Annotated in this window: 16 protein-coding genes and 2 pseudogenes; 14 read left to right on the forward strand and 4 right to left on the reverse strand. The window is 42.0% G+C overall.

Annotated features, from left to right (window positions below):
• Positions 1-196: 196 nt before the first annotated feature.
• From lipB to ACOCD9_RS21630, 3 genes are all read left to right on the forward strand, one after another.
• Positions 197-865: a lipoyl(octanoyl) transferase LipB gene (lipB, locus tag ACOCD9_RS21620; protein ID WP_419548408.1), complete on the forward strand. Its 669-nt coding sequence runs from the start codon at positions 197-199 to the stop codon at positions 863-865.
• A gap of 1 nt (position 866) precedes the next feature.
• Positions 867-2129 carry a pentapeptide repeat-containing protein gene (locus ACOCD9_RS21625; protein ID WP_419548409.1) on the forward strand — a complete coding sequence of 421 codons (1263 nt, stop codon included), beginning with the start codon at positions 867-869 and terminating at the stop codon, positions 2127-2129.
• Positions 2130-2196: 67 nt separating this feature from the next.
• On the forward strand, positions 2197-2427 hold the full coding sequence (locus ACOCD9_RS21630) for a hypothetical protein (RefSeq protein WP_043998089.1): 231 nt from the start codon (positions 2197-2199) through the stop codon (positions 2425-2427).
• Here the strand turns inward: ACOCD9_RS21630 and ACOCD9_RS21635 are convergent.
• Positions 2416-3612: a homocysteine biosynthesis protein gene (locus tag ACOCD9_RS21635; protein ID WP_419548410.1), complete on the reverse strand. Its 1197-nt coding sequence runs from the start codon at positions 3610-3612 to the stop codon at positions 2416-2418. The genes ACOCD9_RS21630 and ACOCD9_RS21635 overlap by 12 nt on opposite strands.
• A gap of 343 nt (positions 3613-3955) precedes the next feature.
• Here ACOCD9_RS21635 and ACOCD9_RS21640 point away from each other — a divergent pair, with 343 nt between their 5' ends.
• Both ACOCD9_RS21640 and ACOCD9_RS21645 read left to right on the forward strand, forming a co-directional pair.
• Positions 3956-4882: a methyltransferase domain-containing protein gene (locus ACOCD9_RS21640; protein WP_419548411.1), complete on the forward strand. Its 927-nt coding sequence runs from the start codon at positions 3956-3958 to the stop codon at positions 4880-4882.
• A 14-nt stretch (positions 4883-4896) separates the two neighbouring features.
• Positions 4897-5550 (forward strand): HupE/UreJ family protein, encoded by a 654-nt coding sequence (locus ACOCD9_RS21645; protein ID WP_419548412.1) that lies wholly within the window; start codon positions 4897-4899, stop codon positions 5548-5550.
• Positions 5551-5746: 196 nt separating this feature from the next.
• Here the strand turns inward: ACOCD9_RS21645 and ACOCD9_RS21650 are convergent, their stop codons facing one another.
• Positions 5747-6748, reverse strand: a complete 1002-nt coding sequence (locus ACOCD9_RS21650; protein ID WP_287704304.1) for a helix-turn-helix domain-containing protein — start codon at positions 6746-6748, stop codon at positions 5747-5749.
• 201 nt (positions 6749-6949) lie between these two features.
• On the opposite strand from ACOCD9_RS21650, the gene ACOCD9_RS21655 reads away from it, so the two are divergent.
• From ACOCD9_RS21655 to ACOCD9_RS21670, 4 genes are all read left to right on the forward strand, one after another.
• On the forward strand, positions 6950-7783 hold the full coding sequence (locus ACOCD9_RS21655) for a hypothetical protein (protein WP_419548414.1): 834 nt from the start codon (positions 6950-6952) through the stop codon (positions 7781-7783).
• A gap of 209 nt (positions 7784-7992) precedes the next feature.
• Positions 7993-8265 carry a hypothetical protein gene (locus tag ACOCD9_RS21660; protein ID WP_419548415.1) on the forward strand — a complete coding sequence of 91 codons (273 nt, stop codon included), beginning with the start codon at positions 7993-7995 and terminating at the stop codon, positions 8263-8265.
• Positions 8246-8860: a Uma2 family endonuclease gene (locus ACOCD9_RS21665; protein WP_288137083.1), complete on the forward strand. Its 615-nt coding sequence runs from the start codon at positions 8246-8248 to the stop codon at positions 8858-8860. Before ACOCD9_RS21660 ends, ACOCD9_RS21665 begins: the two co-directional genes overlap by 20 nt.
• Before the next feature lie 203 nt (positions 8861-9063).
• Entirely contained in the window at positions 9064-11814 is a 2751-nt protein-coding gene (locus ACOCD9_RS21670) for a glycerol-3-phosphate acyltransferase (RefSeq protein WP_419548416.1), read from the forward strand.
• A gap of 525 nt (positions 11815-12339) precedes the next feature.
• On the opposite strand, the gene ACOCD9_RS21675 is transcribed toward ACOCD9_RS21670, so the two are convergent.
• Positions 12340-14496 carry a putative PEP-binding protein gene (locus tag ACOCD9_RS21675; protein WP_419548417.1) on the reverse strand — a complete coding sequence of 719 codons (2157 nt, stop codon included), beginning with the start codon at positions 14494-14496 and terminating at the stop codon, positions 12340-12342.
• Positions 14497-14792: 296 nt separating this feature from the next.
• Between ACOCD9_RS21675 and ACOCD9_RS21680 the strand changes: the two genes are divergently transcribed.
• Positions 14793-15488: a response regulator transcription factor gene (locus tag ACOCD9_RS21680; RefSeq protein WP_002795661.1), complete on the forward strand. Its 696-nt coding sequence runs from the start codon at positions 14793-14795 to the stop codon at positions 15486-15488.
• A gap of 91 nt (positions 15489-15579) precedes the next feature.
• Positions 15580-15699, forward strand: a pseudogene (locus ACOCD9_RS21685) (DUF433 domain-containing protein); the annotation flags it as partial.
• A 99-nt stretch (positions 15700-15798) separates the two neighbouring features.
• Here ACOCD9_RS21685 and ACOCD9_RS21690 read toward each other — a convergent pair.
• Positions 15799-16431: a TetR/AcrR family transcriptional regulator gene (locus ACOCD9_RS21690; RefSeq protein WP_287704316.1), complete on the reverse strand. Its 633-nt coding sequence runs from the start codon at positions 16429-16431 to the stop codon at positions 15799-15801.
• 207 nt (positions 16432-16638) lie between these two features.
• Between ACOCD9_RS21690 and ACOCD9_RS21695 the strand changes: the two genes are divergently transcribed.
• From ACOCD9_RS21695 to ACOCD9_RS21705, 3 genes and pseudogenes are all read left to right on the forward strand, one after another.
• The gene (locus tag ACOCD9_RS21695) at positions 16639-17115 is read left to right on the forward strand and encodes a YbjN domain-containing protein (protein WP_002801317.1); all 477 of its coding nucleotides are present in this window, start codon (positions 16639-16641) and stop codon (positions 17113-17115) included.
• The gene (locus ACOCD9_RS21700) at positions 17078-17839 is read left to right on the forward strand and encodes a lipoate--protein ligase family protein (RefSeq protein WP_287704318.1); all 762 of its coding nucleotides are present in this window, start codon (positions 17078-17080) and stop codon (positions 17837-17839) included. The genes ACOCD9_RS21695 and ACOCD9_RS21700 overlap by 38 nt, the downstream gene beginning before the upstream one ends.
• A 325-nt stretch (positions 17840-18164) precedes the next feature.
• A pseudogene (locus tag ACOCD9_RS21705) lies at positions 18165-18302 on the forward strand (photosystem II D2 protein (photosystem q(a) protein)); the annotation flags it as partial.

Genomic DNA, 18302 nt, shown 5'->3' on the forward strand with positions numbered 1-18302 from the left:
AACTATCAACAACTCATGCTTGTAAAGCTTGTACAATAGGGCTTTGAGTTTTTGTTAGATTGATATTTATCAACTTTAGAGCATTGCTGGACAGAGAGGGAGCTTGGGGAATTTTCTACAGTGTAAGTTCGGAAGAACCAATTTTCCTTGCTGATCTTCCACATTTCTTCAATAATTTGACCGATCACATCTCTCGATGAATGCTCAAAAAATACCTCGTCTCTGTGGGCTGAAAATTCAGGCAATTACTCCCTATTCTCTGGCCTGGGCGCAACAGCGATCGCTGGTGGCGGCGAGAATTGCTAATCCCGACTTACCCGATGTGCTGCTGCTGCTGGAACATCCCCCCGTTTACACCCTCGGTACCGGTTCAGATATTAAGTTTATTAAATTTAATCTTGACAAAACTGATAAAGAAGTGTACCGAATCGAGCGAGGAGGCGAAGTCACCTATCACTGTCCGGGGCAGTTAGTGGGCTATCCGATCCTCAATTTGCGCTATTATCAGCAGGATTTACACTGGTATTTGCGACAATTAGAAGAAGTCATCCTGCAAACTATCGCTATTTATGGATTGTCGGGGGCAAGAATCGGGGGCTTGACAGGGGTATGGGTAGAAGGGTATAAAATAGCGGCGATCGGTATTAAAGTTAGTCGTTGGATTACCTATCATGGTTTTGCCCTCAATGTTTGTCCGGATTTAAGCGGGTTTGCCGAGATTATTCCCTGTGGGATTGCTAATAAACCCGTGGGCAGTTTACGGCAGTTTCTGCCTAATATTAGTCTTATGCAAGTACAGCAAGATTTATCGAGGGTTTTCGCTTCAGTTTTCGGTGTGGAATTATTTTCTCTTGACAAGGATTAATATGAGCGATCGCAAAGACCCAGAAAAACTCACCGTGGAAAATAGGGCCGATAACCCCGAAAATAACGGTAAAGCCAGTTTATCAGCCCCCGATGCCTCCGAATACGTCTCCTCTTTATCTTCGCGTAATCCTCTGCGTCAGCGCATCCTACTATTAAAAGATCTTCGACCGGGTAACGCGGGGTTACTACTAGCCCCCCTGATGCTGATGACCATCGGCCTCGTCTTTAGCTGGGACTGGTTAGGCTTTTCTGGGGCGATAGTAGCGATATTAATATCTTTACAGGTGATTTTACCCTCTATTCGCCAGTGGATCGCCCATTATCTCACCCCCTCTGAACGTCAGACGGTTTTCGCTTTTATAGTTTTTATAGCCGCTCTGGCCGGATTAGGGAAATATTTAGGAGTTTACGAGCGCATCTTGCGGTGGTTAGACAGTTTTAAATACGATGAGTTCGGTTCTTGGGCCGAGTGGGTGGGGGCCTTGGGACAGATTATGATCGCCGTGTTAGCTGTCTATGTGGCCTGGGAACAGTACGTTATTTCTAAGGATTTAACCATACAACAAAATCGCATTACCCAACAACAGACGATCGATTCCTATTTTCAAGGGATTTCCGATCTAGCCTTGGATGAGGAGGGATTTTTAGAAGATTGGCCCCAGGAAAGAGCGATCGCAGAAGGTCGCACCGCTTCTATCCTCAGCAGTGTCGATGCCTCTGGAAAAGCGAAAATACTGCGTTTTTTGAGTCAATCGCGGCTATTATCACCGATTAAACGCGATCGTTATCTAGGCCGACCGATTCTAGACGGGGAAGGGGGTTACGCGGAGGATCGAGAGTTCGGTACAAGAGTAGTACAATTGGGAGTAATGTTAGCCGGGGCCGACATTTCCGGGCAGGATCTGCGCTGGACCGATTTAAGCGAAGCGAATATGGTGCGGGCCGATTTAAGTTATAGCGATTTGGTGAAAGCAAATGTATCGCGGACAATTCTCTACGAAGCTAATTTAAGAGGGGCCGATATCAAGGGGATGCGTTTATTTTATGGTTCCCTAGAAAATGCCACCCCCCGCAGTCGCAGCGTTCCCCCCAATTATGACGGCGGAGAACACACGGGAGCAGTGGTAGAAAATGTCAATTTTACCGGGGTGAAAAATATGAGCGAGGAACAACGTCACTATTGTTGTCGTTGGTGCGGGGAAAAGTCCCGCGCAACCATTCCGGGGGGATGTGCTGATATTGCCAATCTTTTAGGTCGTTAACGGAGGCGGTCGGCGGTCGGCAGTGTTATAATCAGTGGTATTAATGGTCAATAATTCCCACAAATTTATGAATCAAAAAGTCGTTATTCTTGCCACTGCTTCTGCTAGTTTATTAGCCCTATTAGTTACCACGAACTCCGTACAAGCTGCCCCAGAGTCCTTTCATCCTAGTTTCAATACCAAGAACTTAGGTGATATGATTATCGCCAAGACAACTGGGGAAGAAAATCCGATTTTACGTCATCTTAATTGTAGTTGTGCCACTTGCACCCAATCCCTTAACTCCTCACTCAATTGATAATTTTCCGCCCCAACGATCCTGGGGAATAAAAGTCCGCTCTAGATTAATTTTTGCCACGGGTTCTGTGAGGGTAAATTCTCCCGCTTCGATCAGTGCTTTTAATTCTAAAGCGGCTTCCCGGGCTAAGGAAATACTGGCCAACGGAGCCACCCTAACACTTTTTCCCTCGATCATAATCCGACCGCTTTTTAGTTTAGCGTAGGTGATCAAACCAAAGGTAGGACGGACTCGCCGGGGAATGGAAAAATCCACCACTGGAGCGACAATTTCCTCATCTTTTACCGCACAATGTCGAACGATTTCCTCGCTTAAAATCGGAATCGGTACTGCTACCCCTAACATTAAAGAAGCCCCATAATTTTTGAAATAACAACCTCGCACCCAACGAGCATTCATTTGTTTAGCATCACCAATTAAGGCTAAGGTGGAAGCAGGTCCAATAGGAGTGCGATTTTGTAGGCGTTTTTGCAGGGGAAAATGTTGGGTTCCTTCCCAGGCAATATAACCGATTCCTCCTCCCAAAAAAATGCGCGTACCGATGCCGATAGCCTCTAAATCGGGGTCATTTAACAGGGGAGAAATTGCCCCGGGGTTAGAATAAACCGCATTACCTAATCGCGGCTGTAGTGGTCCCAAATAAGTATATAAAGTCCGCTCTCCCCCATTGACTCCGACGATAAAATTCTGGTAGAGATTGCGAGGATTAAAAAGATAAAATTGATTGATAGTCTCCTTAGAAATAATCGTTTCAAAAGAAGCACGAGGATAACAATCGGTGGACTGACCGACAGCACGCAATTGAATCGATTTTCCGGCGATTAAATCCTCAATAATATGTCCGCCGCCCCTTTCGGGATTTTCTCCCTCTAAATTCTCATTTTTGGCCGCTATATCACTAATAGCACTGGCCCCTAAGTATAAATCCACCGCCCCAAAACCAGCATAAGCAGGAATCCCATCTAACCAACATTGACGAATTTTTATCGGCGGATCCGTCTGACCTAAATTAATAATTGCCCCCGAAGATTCCATCGGTTCAAAGGTTCCCGTACAAACCACATCTACTTGGGAAAAAACCTCCTTAATTCCCATCTCGGTAACGCGGCTTTTTAATTCCTCTACTGTCCAGACTACAGCCGTTTTTTTTGCGATCTTGTCGTTGATTTCAGCGATTGTTCTCATAATAAAAATTGGCAAGATGGGGGGTTAGGAAGCTTTTTGCTGTTATCAGTAAACATTAATCAGATTTGAGTTTTCAGTGAGTGGTAAGTAGGTAGGCGTTAAAAATTATCAGACACCCCCCTTATCAAGGGTAGGGTTGATTCATGAATCAACCCTACCTTATCAAGGGGGGCAGGGGGGATCGAACCTAAAATCCATTTTTAATTTAATTATAACCAGCTACTTATTAACTGAGCAGTATTAAATGGCGGTGACAGTGCTGTTTTTTCACTGATTACTGATTACTGATCACTGATCACTGTTATAAGATGAGAAAGGGAAAATTTACGATCGAAGCTTTTCTATGACAGTTACACCCGTTCCGGCCTCCTTTAATCCTGTTTCTGGTCTAGTTAACCGTATTCTCGCCATAAAACCGCTTTTTGACATCGCTCGCTATCAGGCGCGCAATATGATGATTAAAAGAGCCGAAAAACTAGGCGTACCTTGGCGGGAAACCGTCAAACAATGGCAGCAACGGGATTGGAGTCGGGAACTGCAAGCGGTAGAAAATCCCGATATCGTCTATCCCGAATACTACGTTTGTTCTTTCCACGCTTACGAAAAGGGCAATTTAGACTGGTTGCCAGCTTTTGAGGTAGAATCTGCCGCCTATGCTGTCCATTCTACCATCTGGCCCGGGGCGGGGATTGACGGCGATCCGCGATTGCGGCGGGAATATCACCGGATATTGAAGGAGCAAATCAAGGCAGAAATTAACGATATTGTCGATTTAGGCTGTAGTGTCGGCATGAGTAGCTTTGCGATGCAAGATACTTATCCTCAAGCCAGGGTAACTGGGTTAGATCTCTCTCCCTACTATTTAGCCGTTGCTCAATACCAAGCTCAACAAAAACAAAAGACGATTCAATGGCAACACGCGGCGGCGGAAAAAACTCAATTACCCAGTCAGTCCTACGATCTGGTATCTTCGTTTTTAATGTTCCACGAACTACCCCAACAGGCTACTAGAGAAATTTTCGCCGAAGCGCGTCGTTTATTGCGATCGGGAGGTTATTTGACGCTGATGGATATGAATCCGCGCTCGGAAATTTATCGAAAAATGCCCCCTTATGTCCTAACCTTACTCAAGAGTACCGAACCCTATCTCGATCAATATTTTACTCTCGATATCGAACGGGCATTAGTTGAAGCCGGGTTTCAAGCACCGATCATCACCCCCACCAGTCCCCGACACCGGGCGATTGTTGCGCGGGTTTCCGAATTATAATTTTGAGGTAATCAATGAAGATAATTTTTCGTCAAAGCTCGACAAGGATATTAACTATTGTCCCTCTCTTTCTGTTAATTTTTGCCAGCAAAACCCTTGCCCATCATGCCATGGCAGGGCAAACTCCCGATAATTTTTTAAACGGATTTTTATCGGGTTTAGCTCACCCGGTTATCGGTTTAGATCATTTAGCTTTTGTGGTGGCTAGTGGTTTAATTGCTGTGGGGATGGAACAGGGTTTATTAATTCCGATCGCTTTTGCGATTGCCACTTTAATCGGGACGGGTATTCATTTACAGGGAATAAATTTACTTTTTCCTGAAGGGATTGTTGCCCTTTCTGTGGTGATTTTTGGCGTGATTTTAACCCTGAAAAAAGGTTTACAAAATCATTCTAATCTCTATACGATCGCTCTGGCAACTTTGGCAATGATTGCAGGAATTTTCCACGGTTATGCCTACGGAGAATCAATTATCGGGGCGCGATTTGCCGCTTTAGTTGCCTATTTAATTGGTTTTACCGTAACTCAATTAGCGATCGCATCTGGTGCTTTTTTCCTTGGCAGTGTCATCAAGGAAAAATTAGCCAAGCAAGCGACTCTAATTAGTAAGTTAATCGGATTGGCAATTATGGCGATCGGTACAACTTTTTTAGTGGGAATTAAGTAAATTAATCTCGATGGGGCTAACTATTAATGGCTCTCTTGAGGTTATGAGATCGAAGAAAGGGCGTACAATATACGCCCCCACCAAACAAGTGCGGGAGAGCCGATGAATTGAAAGAGTAGTTAGGAATTTAGTCCTCAAAGAAAAAATAAGTCAGATAAATCTAACAATAATCCTAATTCCTACCCCTACTATTTTTTTAGGTTTCAGAGGGGAAGTAACCAAACAGTTTTTTATAATCAGAGGCCAGATATCCTCGATGGAAAAAACCTAATTCTTCAGCAATTTCATAAGTTAATTTTGTCTGATTATTTTGGTTAAGAGATTGATGTAAAGCATTAAGACGAAGCAATTTTAAATAACTGTAAGGAGACATTTGATAGAAGTCCTTAAATATATATTCTAAGGTGCGTTGACTTACTTCTAAGTCTTGACAAATCGTTGGAATAGTCAGATCAGAACGCAGATTTTTTCTCATCATTTCTTCGGCTTTTTTGAGAATAGAGGTGCGTCTGATAGTGTTTTTAGGGGTTTTAATATCTTTGGTTACTGCTAAAGTCAAAAGAAAATCCTTGACAATTTCTTCTAATTTTTCCCTGACAAAATTCAATCTTAATACTTTTCTTTTCTCAGATATTTCTTGGCGATCTAAATTAAATAGCATTTGATAAAGTTGATGACAAGATTGTTGGAGATGACGAATTTTTTCCGATGGGCAAATCACAATAGAGGAAGCGGAAGAATTTAAAAACTTTTTCGCTTCTGGTAGCTCTAACTTTTGACACAATTTCTGAAGATAATCATCATCAACATAAAGCTGAAAACGATTAGAAAAAGGATGCTGAAAAACGGAAATTTCTGATTTAGGGGGGACAATCCCAAGATAGTTATTTTCCAATGAGTACAAATTTTGGAAGAAGACAGAATTCACCTGAACAGGAATCGCAAAAACCCACATTTTAGAATGGACTACTCCCGCAACATTCGTTAAACAATTACGTTGCGATAATTCTAACATCACTTCATCGATGATGATCCTTGAAAGATAGCCTTCAAAATGATCACCACTGAGTTGTAAAGCATCTAAGTTGACAAATTCTCGATTCTGAAAATAACTAGAAAAATTGCAAAAATATTCACTTTTAAAGGTTAATTCCTGAGAATTAATTAAAATATTGGTTTTATTGTCAAAAATAAACATCTGTGTATAACTCCTTAGTTATTGAGTAAAATCAAACTTTTTTTGCCCATCAATTTAAAAACTTGCGTTTTTTGGATCATCTTAGCATAGAGGACTGAGTAGTATGAGTTACAGCAGGATTGATTTGTTAATTTTGTCCATCAGTGTAATCCCATTTAAATCTCTCACTTTTTCCCGTTATCAATTACCAAGGAAATGTCGATGGTTAAACAATATATGCCATTTAAAGATTGCTCTGGGGTGTTGGGTGCAGAAATTCCTCAATTACCTCCCCCGGCATTTTCTGATGACCCACAACATAACACATTTACCTATACCTATTATCCAGGGGGATTGGAAATTTCCGATAGCCATATTTATTATCCAGGAGGATCAGAAATTTCCACAACTGTTGCCAGGGAAATCGCTATGTTCGCCGTTCCTCCGAAAAATTATCCAGGGGGATTGGAAATTTCCGATAGCTATATTTATTATCCAAGAGGATCAGAAATTTCCGAAGCTGTTGCCGGGGAAATCGCTATGTTCACCGTTCCCCCGAAAAATTATCCAGGAGGATTGGAAATTTCCGAAGCTTTTGTTCCTAATATTAGCACTCGTTTCTATTTGATCGAAGCAACTATTGATTTCTCCAAAGCTAAAGGGGACTTACAGGCTGTTCTGATGGCGCACGGCAGCTGTTTTGGTGGGCATAGTTTCTACATCTATCAGGGAAAACTATGTTATGTCTATAACTGGTTAGGGCAACAACAGAAGATCACTTGTGATCTTCCTCATCTTAGTGGCGAGGTGAAACTAAAAGTTGAATTTGCCAAACCAAAGATAATCGCTCCTTCCGATGAAAAGTTGAGTGACAGCACAATAGGTAAGATGAAACTGTATATTAATAACATCGAACAAAATGTCGATATTATCAGAACTTTCTCAAATCATACTCCTAACTTCCTAACTCGATATAAACACGAGGTTCCTTGCGATTTTCAAGGTGCTAAGCTGCAAAAAATTATCGTTACTATTACTAATGATATAGTGCGATAAATGATGATCAATTATGATCGATTAAGTACCTAAGCAAAATTAATTACACATCTAAGCCGCCGAGATCAACTTCATCATCAGGAATTGCTGGAACATTCAAGAAAACGGGTTTCTTAAAGAAACCCGTTTTCTGGTTTAAGTATCTGGATGGGCTAGAATATTCAGCGTTAATCAAGGAGGCCTCTTGATAAACTTACTAGGCGGATCCGATGGTAAAAATTTTTTTTTATGAGGGTGTAATATTGCCAAATGGAGATATTAAAACTAACTGGCAACTGACTCCTTTTATGAACCTCGTCGTCGTTACCAATTATATTTTTGGTTTCGTCCTCATCTTTTTTGGCAGTGATAGTGCGATCGCAGATTGTGTAGAGAGTTTGTCGGGTGGGCAATGCCCACCCGACATTCAAGGTAAAATAGAGTCAAGGAAGTTACTAGAGAGAGAAAGCTATTTTGCCAGCCATGAGCCAAACCCTACCTAAAACTGTTAATTTCGAGGAATTTGTCCCTTGGCTGCCTGAAAATTCTGGAGTACGTTATGAGCTACACAATGGAAATATTATTGAAATGGCACAACCCGCAGGAGAACACGAGGAAATCAAAGGATTTTTAACTGTTAAACTTAGTGGAATAATTGATAGACTGAGGCTTCCTTATTTAATTCCTAACCAAGCGATTGTCAGACCTGCTGGTAAAAACTCTGGTTATTTTCCTGATGTATTAGTGCTAAATCGAACCAAGCTCGCTCAGGAAAAATTATGGAAAAAAGAATCAATCCTTAGTGAGGGTGCATCTATCCCTCTGATCATTGAAGTGGTATCGACCAACTGGCGTGATGATTACTACTTAAAATTTGCTGATTATGAAGAAATGGGTATTCCTGAATATTGGATTGTCGATTATGCAGCCTTGGGTGGGCGTAATTTTCTCGGCACTCCTAAACAACCGACCATCTCTGTTTGTCGCTTAGTTGAGGAAGAATATCAAATTCGGCAATTTCGAGACAGTGATCGCCTAATTTCCCAGACTTTCACGGAATTAAATCTCACTGTCAATCAGATTTTCTTAAGTCTGTAGGGTGTGTATCGTCCACCTTACTCTTTTCGCTTTTTTCTTCAGTTTGAGGGGTTGATTTTGCCACTTAAAATCCGCAATTATTGCCTTTATTTGCTCAATATGATTGGGTTTTAAGCTATTAATCTCAATTTCTTTTATCGCTTTCGTGTTCATGTTCTCAAGGTCATTACTAAGAAAAGATCGTAAACTAAGACGCATTTTAAATGATAGAAATTTGGGGTTCCCTATTTATTTTTTTAGTCTGTCCTATAATCGGGGGATTGCCTCTGATCGATTGGATAAATTATCTAGTAACTGGACGTAAATTATCCCAATTAGGTACTGGTAATATCGGTGTAACTGCCGCTTTTTACCATGGGGGTAAATTAGCGGGAATTTTGGCGGTAATTTCGGAAGCAGCCAAGGGAATTATCGTTATTTTCCTAACCCGTTTATTTTTTCCCACCGGCTCCACTTGGGAATTATTAGCTTTAATTGCTTTAGTCGTGGGGCGCTATTGGTTAGGAAAAGGTGCAGGAACTACTAATGTTTTCTGGGGATTAATCGTTCATGATTTTGTTGCTGTTTTTCTCACCTCAATCATTAGTGGGATTAGCTTTACTATTTTTCGAGAAAAATCTACGGGGAGATTGGTAGGATTATTTTTATTAGCTTTAATTCTCACCTTGCGCCGTCCCCACGATTCAGGTTATATTATAACTGCCATTGCTTTAGCCTGTCTATTAGGGGCAATTTTTCAAAAAATCGCCGACGATTTAGACTTACCTGAAGCAAGTGTTAACAATGAATCAAAAACTATGTTTCGTTTTTTTCGTGGAGATCGATCGATCCAAACTCTTGATGACAATCTGGTAGCTTCAAAAGTGGGACAAAAAGCCGCCACTTTAGCCTATCTTAAGCGTGCCGGTTATCCCATCCCTAGGGGTTGGGTTTTACCACCGGGGGATGATCCACAACCGTTAATAGAATCTCTTAATCCTGATATTGATCATCCCTTAGTCGTGCGATCTTCCGCTATTGGAGAAGATAGTGAAACCGCTTCATCTGCGGGACAATATACCACAATTCTTAACGTCGTCGATCAAGAAAATTTAGCGGCGGCGATTTTAAGTTGCCAAACCTCCTATAATAGTCCTAATGCCGTTAATTATCGACTCGATCGAGGTCAAGAAAACACGGCCATGGCTGTGTTAATTCAAGAACAAATTCGAGGAGTTTTTTCGGGAGTTGCCTTCAGTCGCGATCCGATTAATCCTCTCAGTTTAGATGTGGTTATTGAAGCTTTACCCGGAGATGCCACCAGAGTTGTATCGGGAAGAATCACCCCCGAAAGTTATCGAGTTAATTTAGAAGAAAATATCATCATCGGAGCGGGAGATATTCCCCCTGCTATTATTCAACAGGTAGCTAATCTTTGTCGGCAATTAGAAAACCTTGAACATGGCATTCCCCAAGATATAGAATGGACTCATGACGGACGAAAATTATGGTTATTACAGTGCCGTCCTATCACTAATTTACAGCCAATTTGGACAAGAAAAATCGCGGCTGAAGTTATCCCCGGGGTGATTCGTCCTTTGCCTTGGTCAATTAATCGCCCCTTAACCTGTGGAGTTTGGGGAGATATTTTTCGGTTAGTTTTAGACAAAAAAGCTCTCGATTTGGACTTCAATGAAACAGCGACTTTACACTATCAAAGAGCCTATTTTAATGCTTCTTTGTTAGGAACCATTTTCCGTCGCATGGGATTACCTCCAGAAAGCTTAGAATTCCTGACCAAAGGGGCAAAGTTTACCAAACCACCTTTAACGGCAACTTTGGCTAATTCCCCCGGTTTATTAAAACTTTTAGGACGGGAATTACAGTTAGAAAAAGACTTTAGCCAAGATCAAAAAACCTATTTTATCCCGACGCTCGAAAAAATTAACGCTACTTCCCTAGAAGCTTTATCTTCAGGGGAGATTTTAGAGCAAATTGAAGAAATTTTAACCGTCTTAAAAAAAGCCACCTATTATAGTATTCTTGCCCCTCTTAGCTTCGCCTTGCGTCGCAGTATTTCGCAAGTACCTTTTGAGAGATTGGATAACTCCCAAGCACCAGAAATAGCCTCAATGCGATCGCTATCTGAACTGAGAAAAAATACTCTTGATCGAGATTTTGACTCGGCTTTTTCCCTCTGGTTAGAAACCTACGGTTATTTAAGCGAAGTGGGGACTGATATTTCGATACCGAGATGGCGAGAAAATCCCCAATATCTGCTACAACTACCCTTAGATAGTCCGGGCAATAATAGCCATAAAAAAGTCAAATCTTCCCATACTGTCCAAAAAAGGTTAAATATCAAAAACCAAGTGACTGAAATTTACTCCCGTCTTTTAGCTCACCTACGCTGGCATTTTCTCGCTTTAGAAACCCTCTGGTTACAGCAGCAAATATTATCGGAGACTGGAGATATATTTTATCTAAATTACTCAGAAGTTACCCAGTTAGGTCAGAATAATAAAATCGCCAATCTTAACCAGATTATCCGTCAGCGTCGCCAACAATTCCAAGAAAACTCCCAATTAACCGATATTCCCTATATCGTTTATGGACAACCCCCAAAAAGAGAATTTTTAGTCTCAAATTTAACTACAAAAAAACGCTTACAGGGAATTGCCGCTAGTGGGGGGACAGTGGAGGGACGAGTCAAAATTATGCACACCTTACAAAATCTAGAAATTGCCCCTAATACTATTCTCGTTATTCCCTATACTGACTCAGGATGGTCCCCTTTATTATCCCGGGCTGTGGGCATTATTGCCGAGGTGGGGGGACAATTATCCCATGGTGCTATTATTGCCAGAGAATACGGAATTCCGGCGGTTATGGATGTGCATAATGCCATGAAATTGTTAAAAGATGGTCAATTAATTCGTCTCGATGGCACTCAAGGAATTATTGAAATTCTCTAGGCATTAGGGGACAGGGTGTGGGGTGTGGGGTGTAGGGTGTAGGGTGTAGGCTTCGGCCGTGAGCTCAGCCGAACGGGTGTGGGGTGTGGGGAGTTTTCTCAGTGAACTGATAACTGATAACTGATAACTGACTTCTAACCCAATGTTGCTCAAAGATAAGCAAAAATTATTCATTGACTGCAAAAACTTGAGAATATTTAAATTAACATTTCGCAATATTTACAAATTCTTAAGGATTAATTGAGAAAGATTTTTATTTAATAACGATGTTACAATGGTTACAGCGATTTTACTGAATTTCATATTGGGTTACTCTATGCTTTTTTGGGCAGCAACGGTTGAAACCCTTGCCACACTTAGAAGGTAATCCTAACTAAGACAGGTAAATGAGTCAATTTTACCCACAACGATGATCTTTTTTTTGTGTAGTTTTATTGCAAAAAAAAAGTTTTTTTGACAAAAAGCACAAAGTATGAATTAGGAAGTGGGGAAGTGGGGTAATGGGGAAGTGGGGTAGTTCGGAAGTTATCTGCTATTTTCCAATAAAAACCTTCTTTCTGCCCGAACAATTGCCTCTCTAGTGGCTAAAACTGCTTCTGTATCCACCGAAAGAGAAGTCACACCCCAAGCAATCAAATCATCGATAATTTCAGGATACTGGACGATAGCCATGCCGCAAACGGAACAGGGAATCTGTAAAACTTTTGCTTGAGTGATAACTTGTTTTAAAGCTGCCCTGACTGCGGGATGACGGGCGTTAAAATATTCTGAGAAATGTTCTCGATCGCTACCTAAAAGTAATTGAGTTAAATCATTAGTACCAATAGCGATCAATTGTACGCCCGCTTGCACATAATCCCTCAATTGAAAGATTACCCCCGGTACTTCCACCATTATCCCCAATTGGAAAGAAGGGACTTGAGTGAGTAAAGCTGATTGTACCCGTTGCCGGCAGAAAATAAATTCCTCAACCCCGCGGACAAAGGGAAGCAGTAAATTAATATTGGTGGCGCCGGTGGTTTGTACCCGTCGTAAAGCTTGCAATTCTAGATCGAATAGAGTCGGATCTAATATATAATTATGGGTTCCCCGACTGTCTTGAGCCGAATGTTGAGCATCAAAAGAACGGTAAAATAAAGGCTTAGGCTGGATACTAAGGGCAAATTGTGCGATTAAATCACTTAATCTCTCGATCAATGCTTCTTGATGCTCTGGTGTTAACCATTCTTCTAGATTGCGCTGAGAAAGTAACTCTAGAATCATCCATTCTGAGCGCAATAAACCGATCCCATCAATAGGCAGTTCTCGGATTCCGGCAATACTTTCAGTTTGACTGAGATTAACCATCAAACGGGTAGCAATTGCCGTCCCGTCGGTTTCTCTGGGTGGTGGTGGGGGTAAGGAAATCTTTTCCTGAGATGCTAGAGAAATAATTCCCCTCGTACCATCTACTAAAATTATCTCGCCTGAGCGGATAATTTCCGTGGCATTTTTCACCCCGACAATGGCAGGAATGGCTAATTCCCGGGCTAAGATGGCTCCATGGCTAGTTAATCCCCCCTGTTCCGTGATCATTGCTCGAATTTGGCGTAAATGGGGCAGTTTTTTCGGAGGTAAATTAGTAGTAACCAAAATGCAATCCTGAAAATTTGCCTCTGGGGAGTCGAAATTGCTGATCACTTTTGCCACTCCCGATGCCAACCCCGGGGATGCCCCTAATCCTCTTAAGGGATAATTGGAGGTAGTGGGGGTGATTTCCTGACTGTGACAGTTGAGAATATAAATTTGACCATCCAGCATCATCAGCCATTCTATGCTGGTTAAGGTGGGTTTTTCCGCCAGTAGAGATTGAACCAGTTGACAAAGGCGATCGAGGGCGAAATTATCTAAACAGTAGCTTTCCTGTAAACTGGGTGCTAATAATTGTGGTACAAGCAGATTACTGTCACTATTGAGATAATAAGCGCGGGATTTATTGCCTAATTGCCGACTGTGTAATTGACCGGAGCGATCGATAATATAGGTATCCGGTGCCACTTCTCCATTAACTAAACTGTGTCCTAATCCCCAAACCGCCTGAATTTGCCAGTTATCCTCATTAATCAGCACATTTCCCGCACAATTGGCCGGTAATAACGGTTGTACCAGTAAAGATAATTGAATGTTTTCTAAACCAATTCCCATTTTTCGCCAATAAAATAGACTTCTGGCGGTGAATAACTCCGCCCAAGCTTGTTTTAGAGCATTTTCTAGATTATCTGCTTTAATTCCACTGATGGGGGCGGAAAATAAACCGAGAGTTCGCCGAGCCAGATTAGCTGGTAGGGAAAAGCGCCATACTAGGGTAGCCATGGATAATTGTGCCACGGCCGCCTCTAGTTCTTCTAACCAGAGAGGAGGAATTTCCGCTTGTAAAATGGCCCGCCGACTCTCTCGCGCAACTAATTGCAGAGCTTTGGCGTTATCTACGTCTAAATAGAGGGAAGATTGCGGAAAATCAGTCAGAAACGAGTCAGCATTGTTGATAGTTTCCAAAAATTCCGCAAAAATGCGGTTAAAAATGGCAAATCCCCTGATAATTGGGTATCCTCGCTGGTGTAATTCACTGGCAATAAAAGCTTTTTCCCCCACCAGGGGGCGATCAGAAGCACTAATGCGATCGAGCCAGCAGAGAATGGTCACGGGATTTGTTAAGAATGGTGAAAGGATTATAAAATCATTGTGTGATTTTTGTAACTTTTTAGTTCTATCTGCTAGTTTAACTCACCGTCACTATCTTGAGGATGATCTGGGGAGTGGGGAGTGGGGAATTATGAATTATGAATTATGAATTATGAAGTGGGGAGATAGGGAAGTGGGGAGATAGGGAAGTGGGAAGAATAAATGAAAATAACCTCCTGTCTTTTGCCTCCTGACTACTGACTCCTGATAGCTGATAAGATAGGATTCGGACAATATTCGATCGCTGCGAGAAATTCATGGACACACCTGCGAAAGTTTTGTTAGTGGATGACGAACCGGGGGTTCGTGAATCTGTGCAAGCATATCTACAGTACGGGGATGACTTCGAGGTAAGAACTGCTAGTAATGCTAACGAAGCCTGGGATTTACTCAATCAAGAAATTCCGGAATTAGTTATCTCCGATATTATGATGCCGCAGGTGGATGGCTATCAGTTTCTCAAGAAATTGCGCGAAGATGCTCGTTTTCAGACAATTCCCGTGGTTTTTCTCACCGCTAGGGGGATGACAAGCGATCGCATTCAGGGTTATAATGCCGGTTGTGATGCTTATTTATCCAAGCCTTTCGATCCCGAAGAATTAGAAGCATTAATCAAGTCTTTAATCGAGCGCCGTCGTCAATCCTTGCAAGCCACCAGCGAAAACGCTAGATTAGAAGAAATTGCCCGAGATATCCGGGAATTAAAACAGCAGGTGGGACAACAGAACACTTTTACTACTACTCCCCCCCCAATTAAAATTGATCTTACCCCCCGGGAACAAAGTGTTTTAGATCTAGTAGCGGAGGGATTGATGAATAAAGAAATTGCCAGTCGTCTAGAAACCAGCGTCAGAAACGTAGAAAAATACGTCAGTCGCTTATTTAGCAAGACTGGTACTAATAGTCGCACGGAATTGGTACGTTTTGCCCTAAAACACGGTTTAACCAGTTAATATAGCAGCTAAGGACAAAGTAGCAGATGGGAGTAGTTTATTAACTGACGATGACAGGCAACTGAATTAGCGATGGCAAAAAAACTTAAATATATGTCACGGCAAACCGTGCCTTAGAGGATAGCGTTATCCTGTTGAATTTATCCGAGAATTACTTAGTTCTGGCCTGACTATTGCCGACATTTTAGCCCACTACGATGATAGCGAAAAAACTTTCTGTCCTTTGTGTCTCAAGTATCCCCCGGAAATCATCAGTAGTTGGACAAGATTAAAGTTAATCGTCGGGGAAGGAATGGCAAATAGGCAATAATTAAACTTCTTTAACTAATACTCCATTCAGAAAAATTTCGGCAATACCTTCGGCCATTTCTTGTAAAGCGAAGGGGGAAGCATTACTATCTAAAATAGTTTCACTGGAAAAACCAGCAATTGCGAACATTCCTAGAAAAACCTGCGCCACAATTTTCGGATTCATGGGACGATAGATACCACGATCAATCGCTGTTTGAAAAAAAGCCTCGGCCACATCGGTCATTTTAGCAATTACCTCCGATTGAATTCGCTCTTTTAATTCGGGATGAAATTGGGCCTCTATAAAACAAACTCGCAATAAATCGCTATTTTCTCGCATTCTCAACACCCTACGCCGCATCACCTGCGCTACCGCTTTATAACTGCCCATTTCGCTCAATTCCGTCAGCAAGTCGGTGAGAATATCCACCCATCCCCTAGTGGCCACTTCGATTAAAATCGCCTTTTTGTTGGGAAAATAACGAAATAAAGTTCCTTCTGCCACATTTGCTTTTCCTGCTAGGTCTTTAGTCGTGGTTCCTTCATAACCCTTAGCGGCAAATAAACGTAAAGCGGCCTGTAGAATACGACTACGGATATCTTCTTCCCCAGAATTGGTCTCAGTTAGGGAACGTTGAAAAAGACTTTGCATAATTATTGACAGCTAGAACGGGATAGAGCCATTGTCATCGATCAAGTCAGGTGTTTACTCAAATGCTTCACAAAATTTTGAGTAATTGGAGATGGGGAAGTGGGGAGATGGGGAAATTTCCACTAATACCCCCAACCACCAACCCGAATGTCTTTTTTTCTTTTCTCTTGGGATAAGATTGTGATCGATCGAGTTTAGGGAATTTTTATGACCACAGAAAGTTTAGCGACTTCAGAAGCAATAGAGTCAATGACCGATGAATTTCTGGCTAGTACGAGCAGTCATCAAGAAATGATTGAAACGGTTATTTCTACTCTGCAGCAGAATGATACTGCTATGGTACAACATACAGAAAAAGGTTATCTGTGGAAGTTTCAGTATGGTAGCGTTGAGGTGTTTGTGCAGTTAACTGGGGAAAGCGATGATGATTTTCTCACGGTGTGGTCTTCTGTCCTCAAATTACCCGTTAAGGATGAATTGGGATTAACCCGCAAGTTATTAGCGATGAATTGTGCCGAAACCTTTGAATCTCATTTTGCCATTATGAATGATCAGGTGGTGGTGATTTCTCAGCGTACTGTGGCCGATTTGTCTCCTGGGGAGATTTCGCGAGCAATTACTCTCGTGGCGACGGTAGCAGATAATAATGATGAAATGTTACGAGAATCCTTTGGTGGCAGCTAAAATTTGGCGTTATATCCCTCCAATTATCTCATCGGCAGAGCTACAAATGGCGATCGATTCTTGGTTACTAGAGCAACACCGTTGTGGTCATCATCCCCCGACTTTGCGTTTTTATCAATGGTCGCCCCCGGCCATTTCCTTGGGCTATCATCAACGGCAATATCCCGATTTTTGGCGTAATTTGACTTGGCAAGGTCAAAAAATCTCCCTAGTTCGTCGTCCTACTGGTGGCCGGGCCGTACTACATCAGGGGGATTTGACTTATATGGTGGTAAATTCGGGGATGAAGGGGAATGTTAGGGAAGTTTACCTTCAAATCTGTCAATTTTTAATCACAGGCTGGCAAAATCTCGGTCTAGAATTGTCCTACGGTGCTGCCGGCCGGGGATATATCCATTCTGCTAACTGTTTCGGTACAGCTACCGGTGCGGATTTAGTCGATAATTGGGGAAATAAATTTATTGGGAGCGCCCAACTGCAACGGGGTTGCTATGTTCTCCAACATGGTTCCATGGTGCTAGAGCAAGATAATTCGCTGTTTGAGCGAGTTTTCGCCAGTGCTACCCCTCAAAAGCTGAATTTAGCCCCAGATTTGACCCTAGAGACAATTATCGCTACCCTGAAAACCGCCGCCGAGGATTGCTTTGATTGTCAATTGCTAGAACAACCCCTCGAGGATTGGGAGTGGCGATCAATTAAAAAAATGAATATAAATACTCATTGACAAAAAAACTTTTGTGTGTATAAAAAATCAATTATGAGTCAAGTTGTATAGATTTGTAATTTTTTGCTAATAATAGTTAAAGGTAGATAGAGGCTACAAGAAACCAAAGTCTTACCGAACTCGAAATTATTGTCTAGCTTGTGCTAGTTTAAGAAACGTTAATCTTTTACAGTTTGTGAGGATTAACGAGCGATCGCAGCTAGTTTAGTTAAGCTAATCCAGTCAATCGATCGCGCCATCTTATAAGACAATGGGAGTAATCCCAGACTCAAAAAAGTTAAGAAATCTTGCCCGTGATTTCAGTTAAGCAAGAGGAAAAATACCCATGACCATTGCTGTCGGACGCGCCCCAGAAAGAGGGCTGTTTGATGCTCTCGATGACTGGCTCAAAAGAGACCGTTTCGTCTTCATCGGTTGGTCTGGTTTACTACTCTTCCCCTGCGCCTTCATGGCCCTAGGTGGA

The sequence above is a fragment of the Microcystis sp. genome (assembly GCF_048564745.1).
Classification (GTDB): Bacteria; Cyanobacteriota; Cyanobacteriia; order Cyanobacteriales; family Microcystaceae; genus Microcystis; species Microcystis ichthyoblabe_A.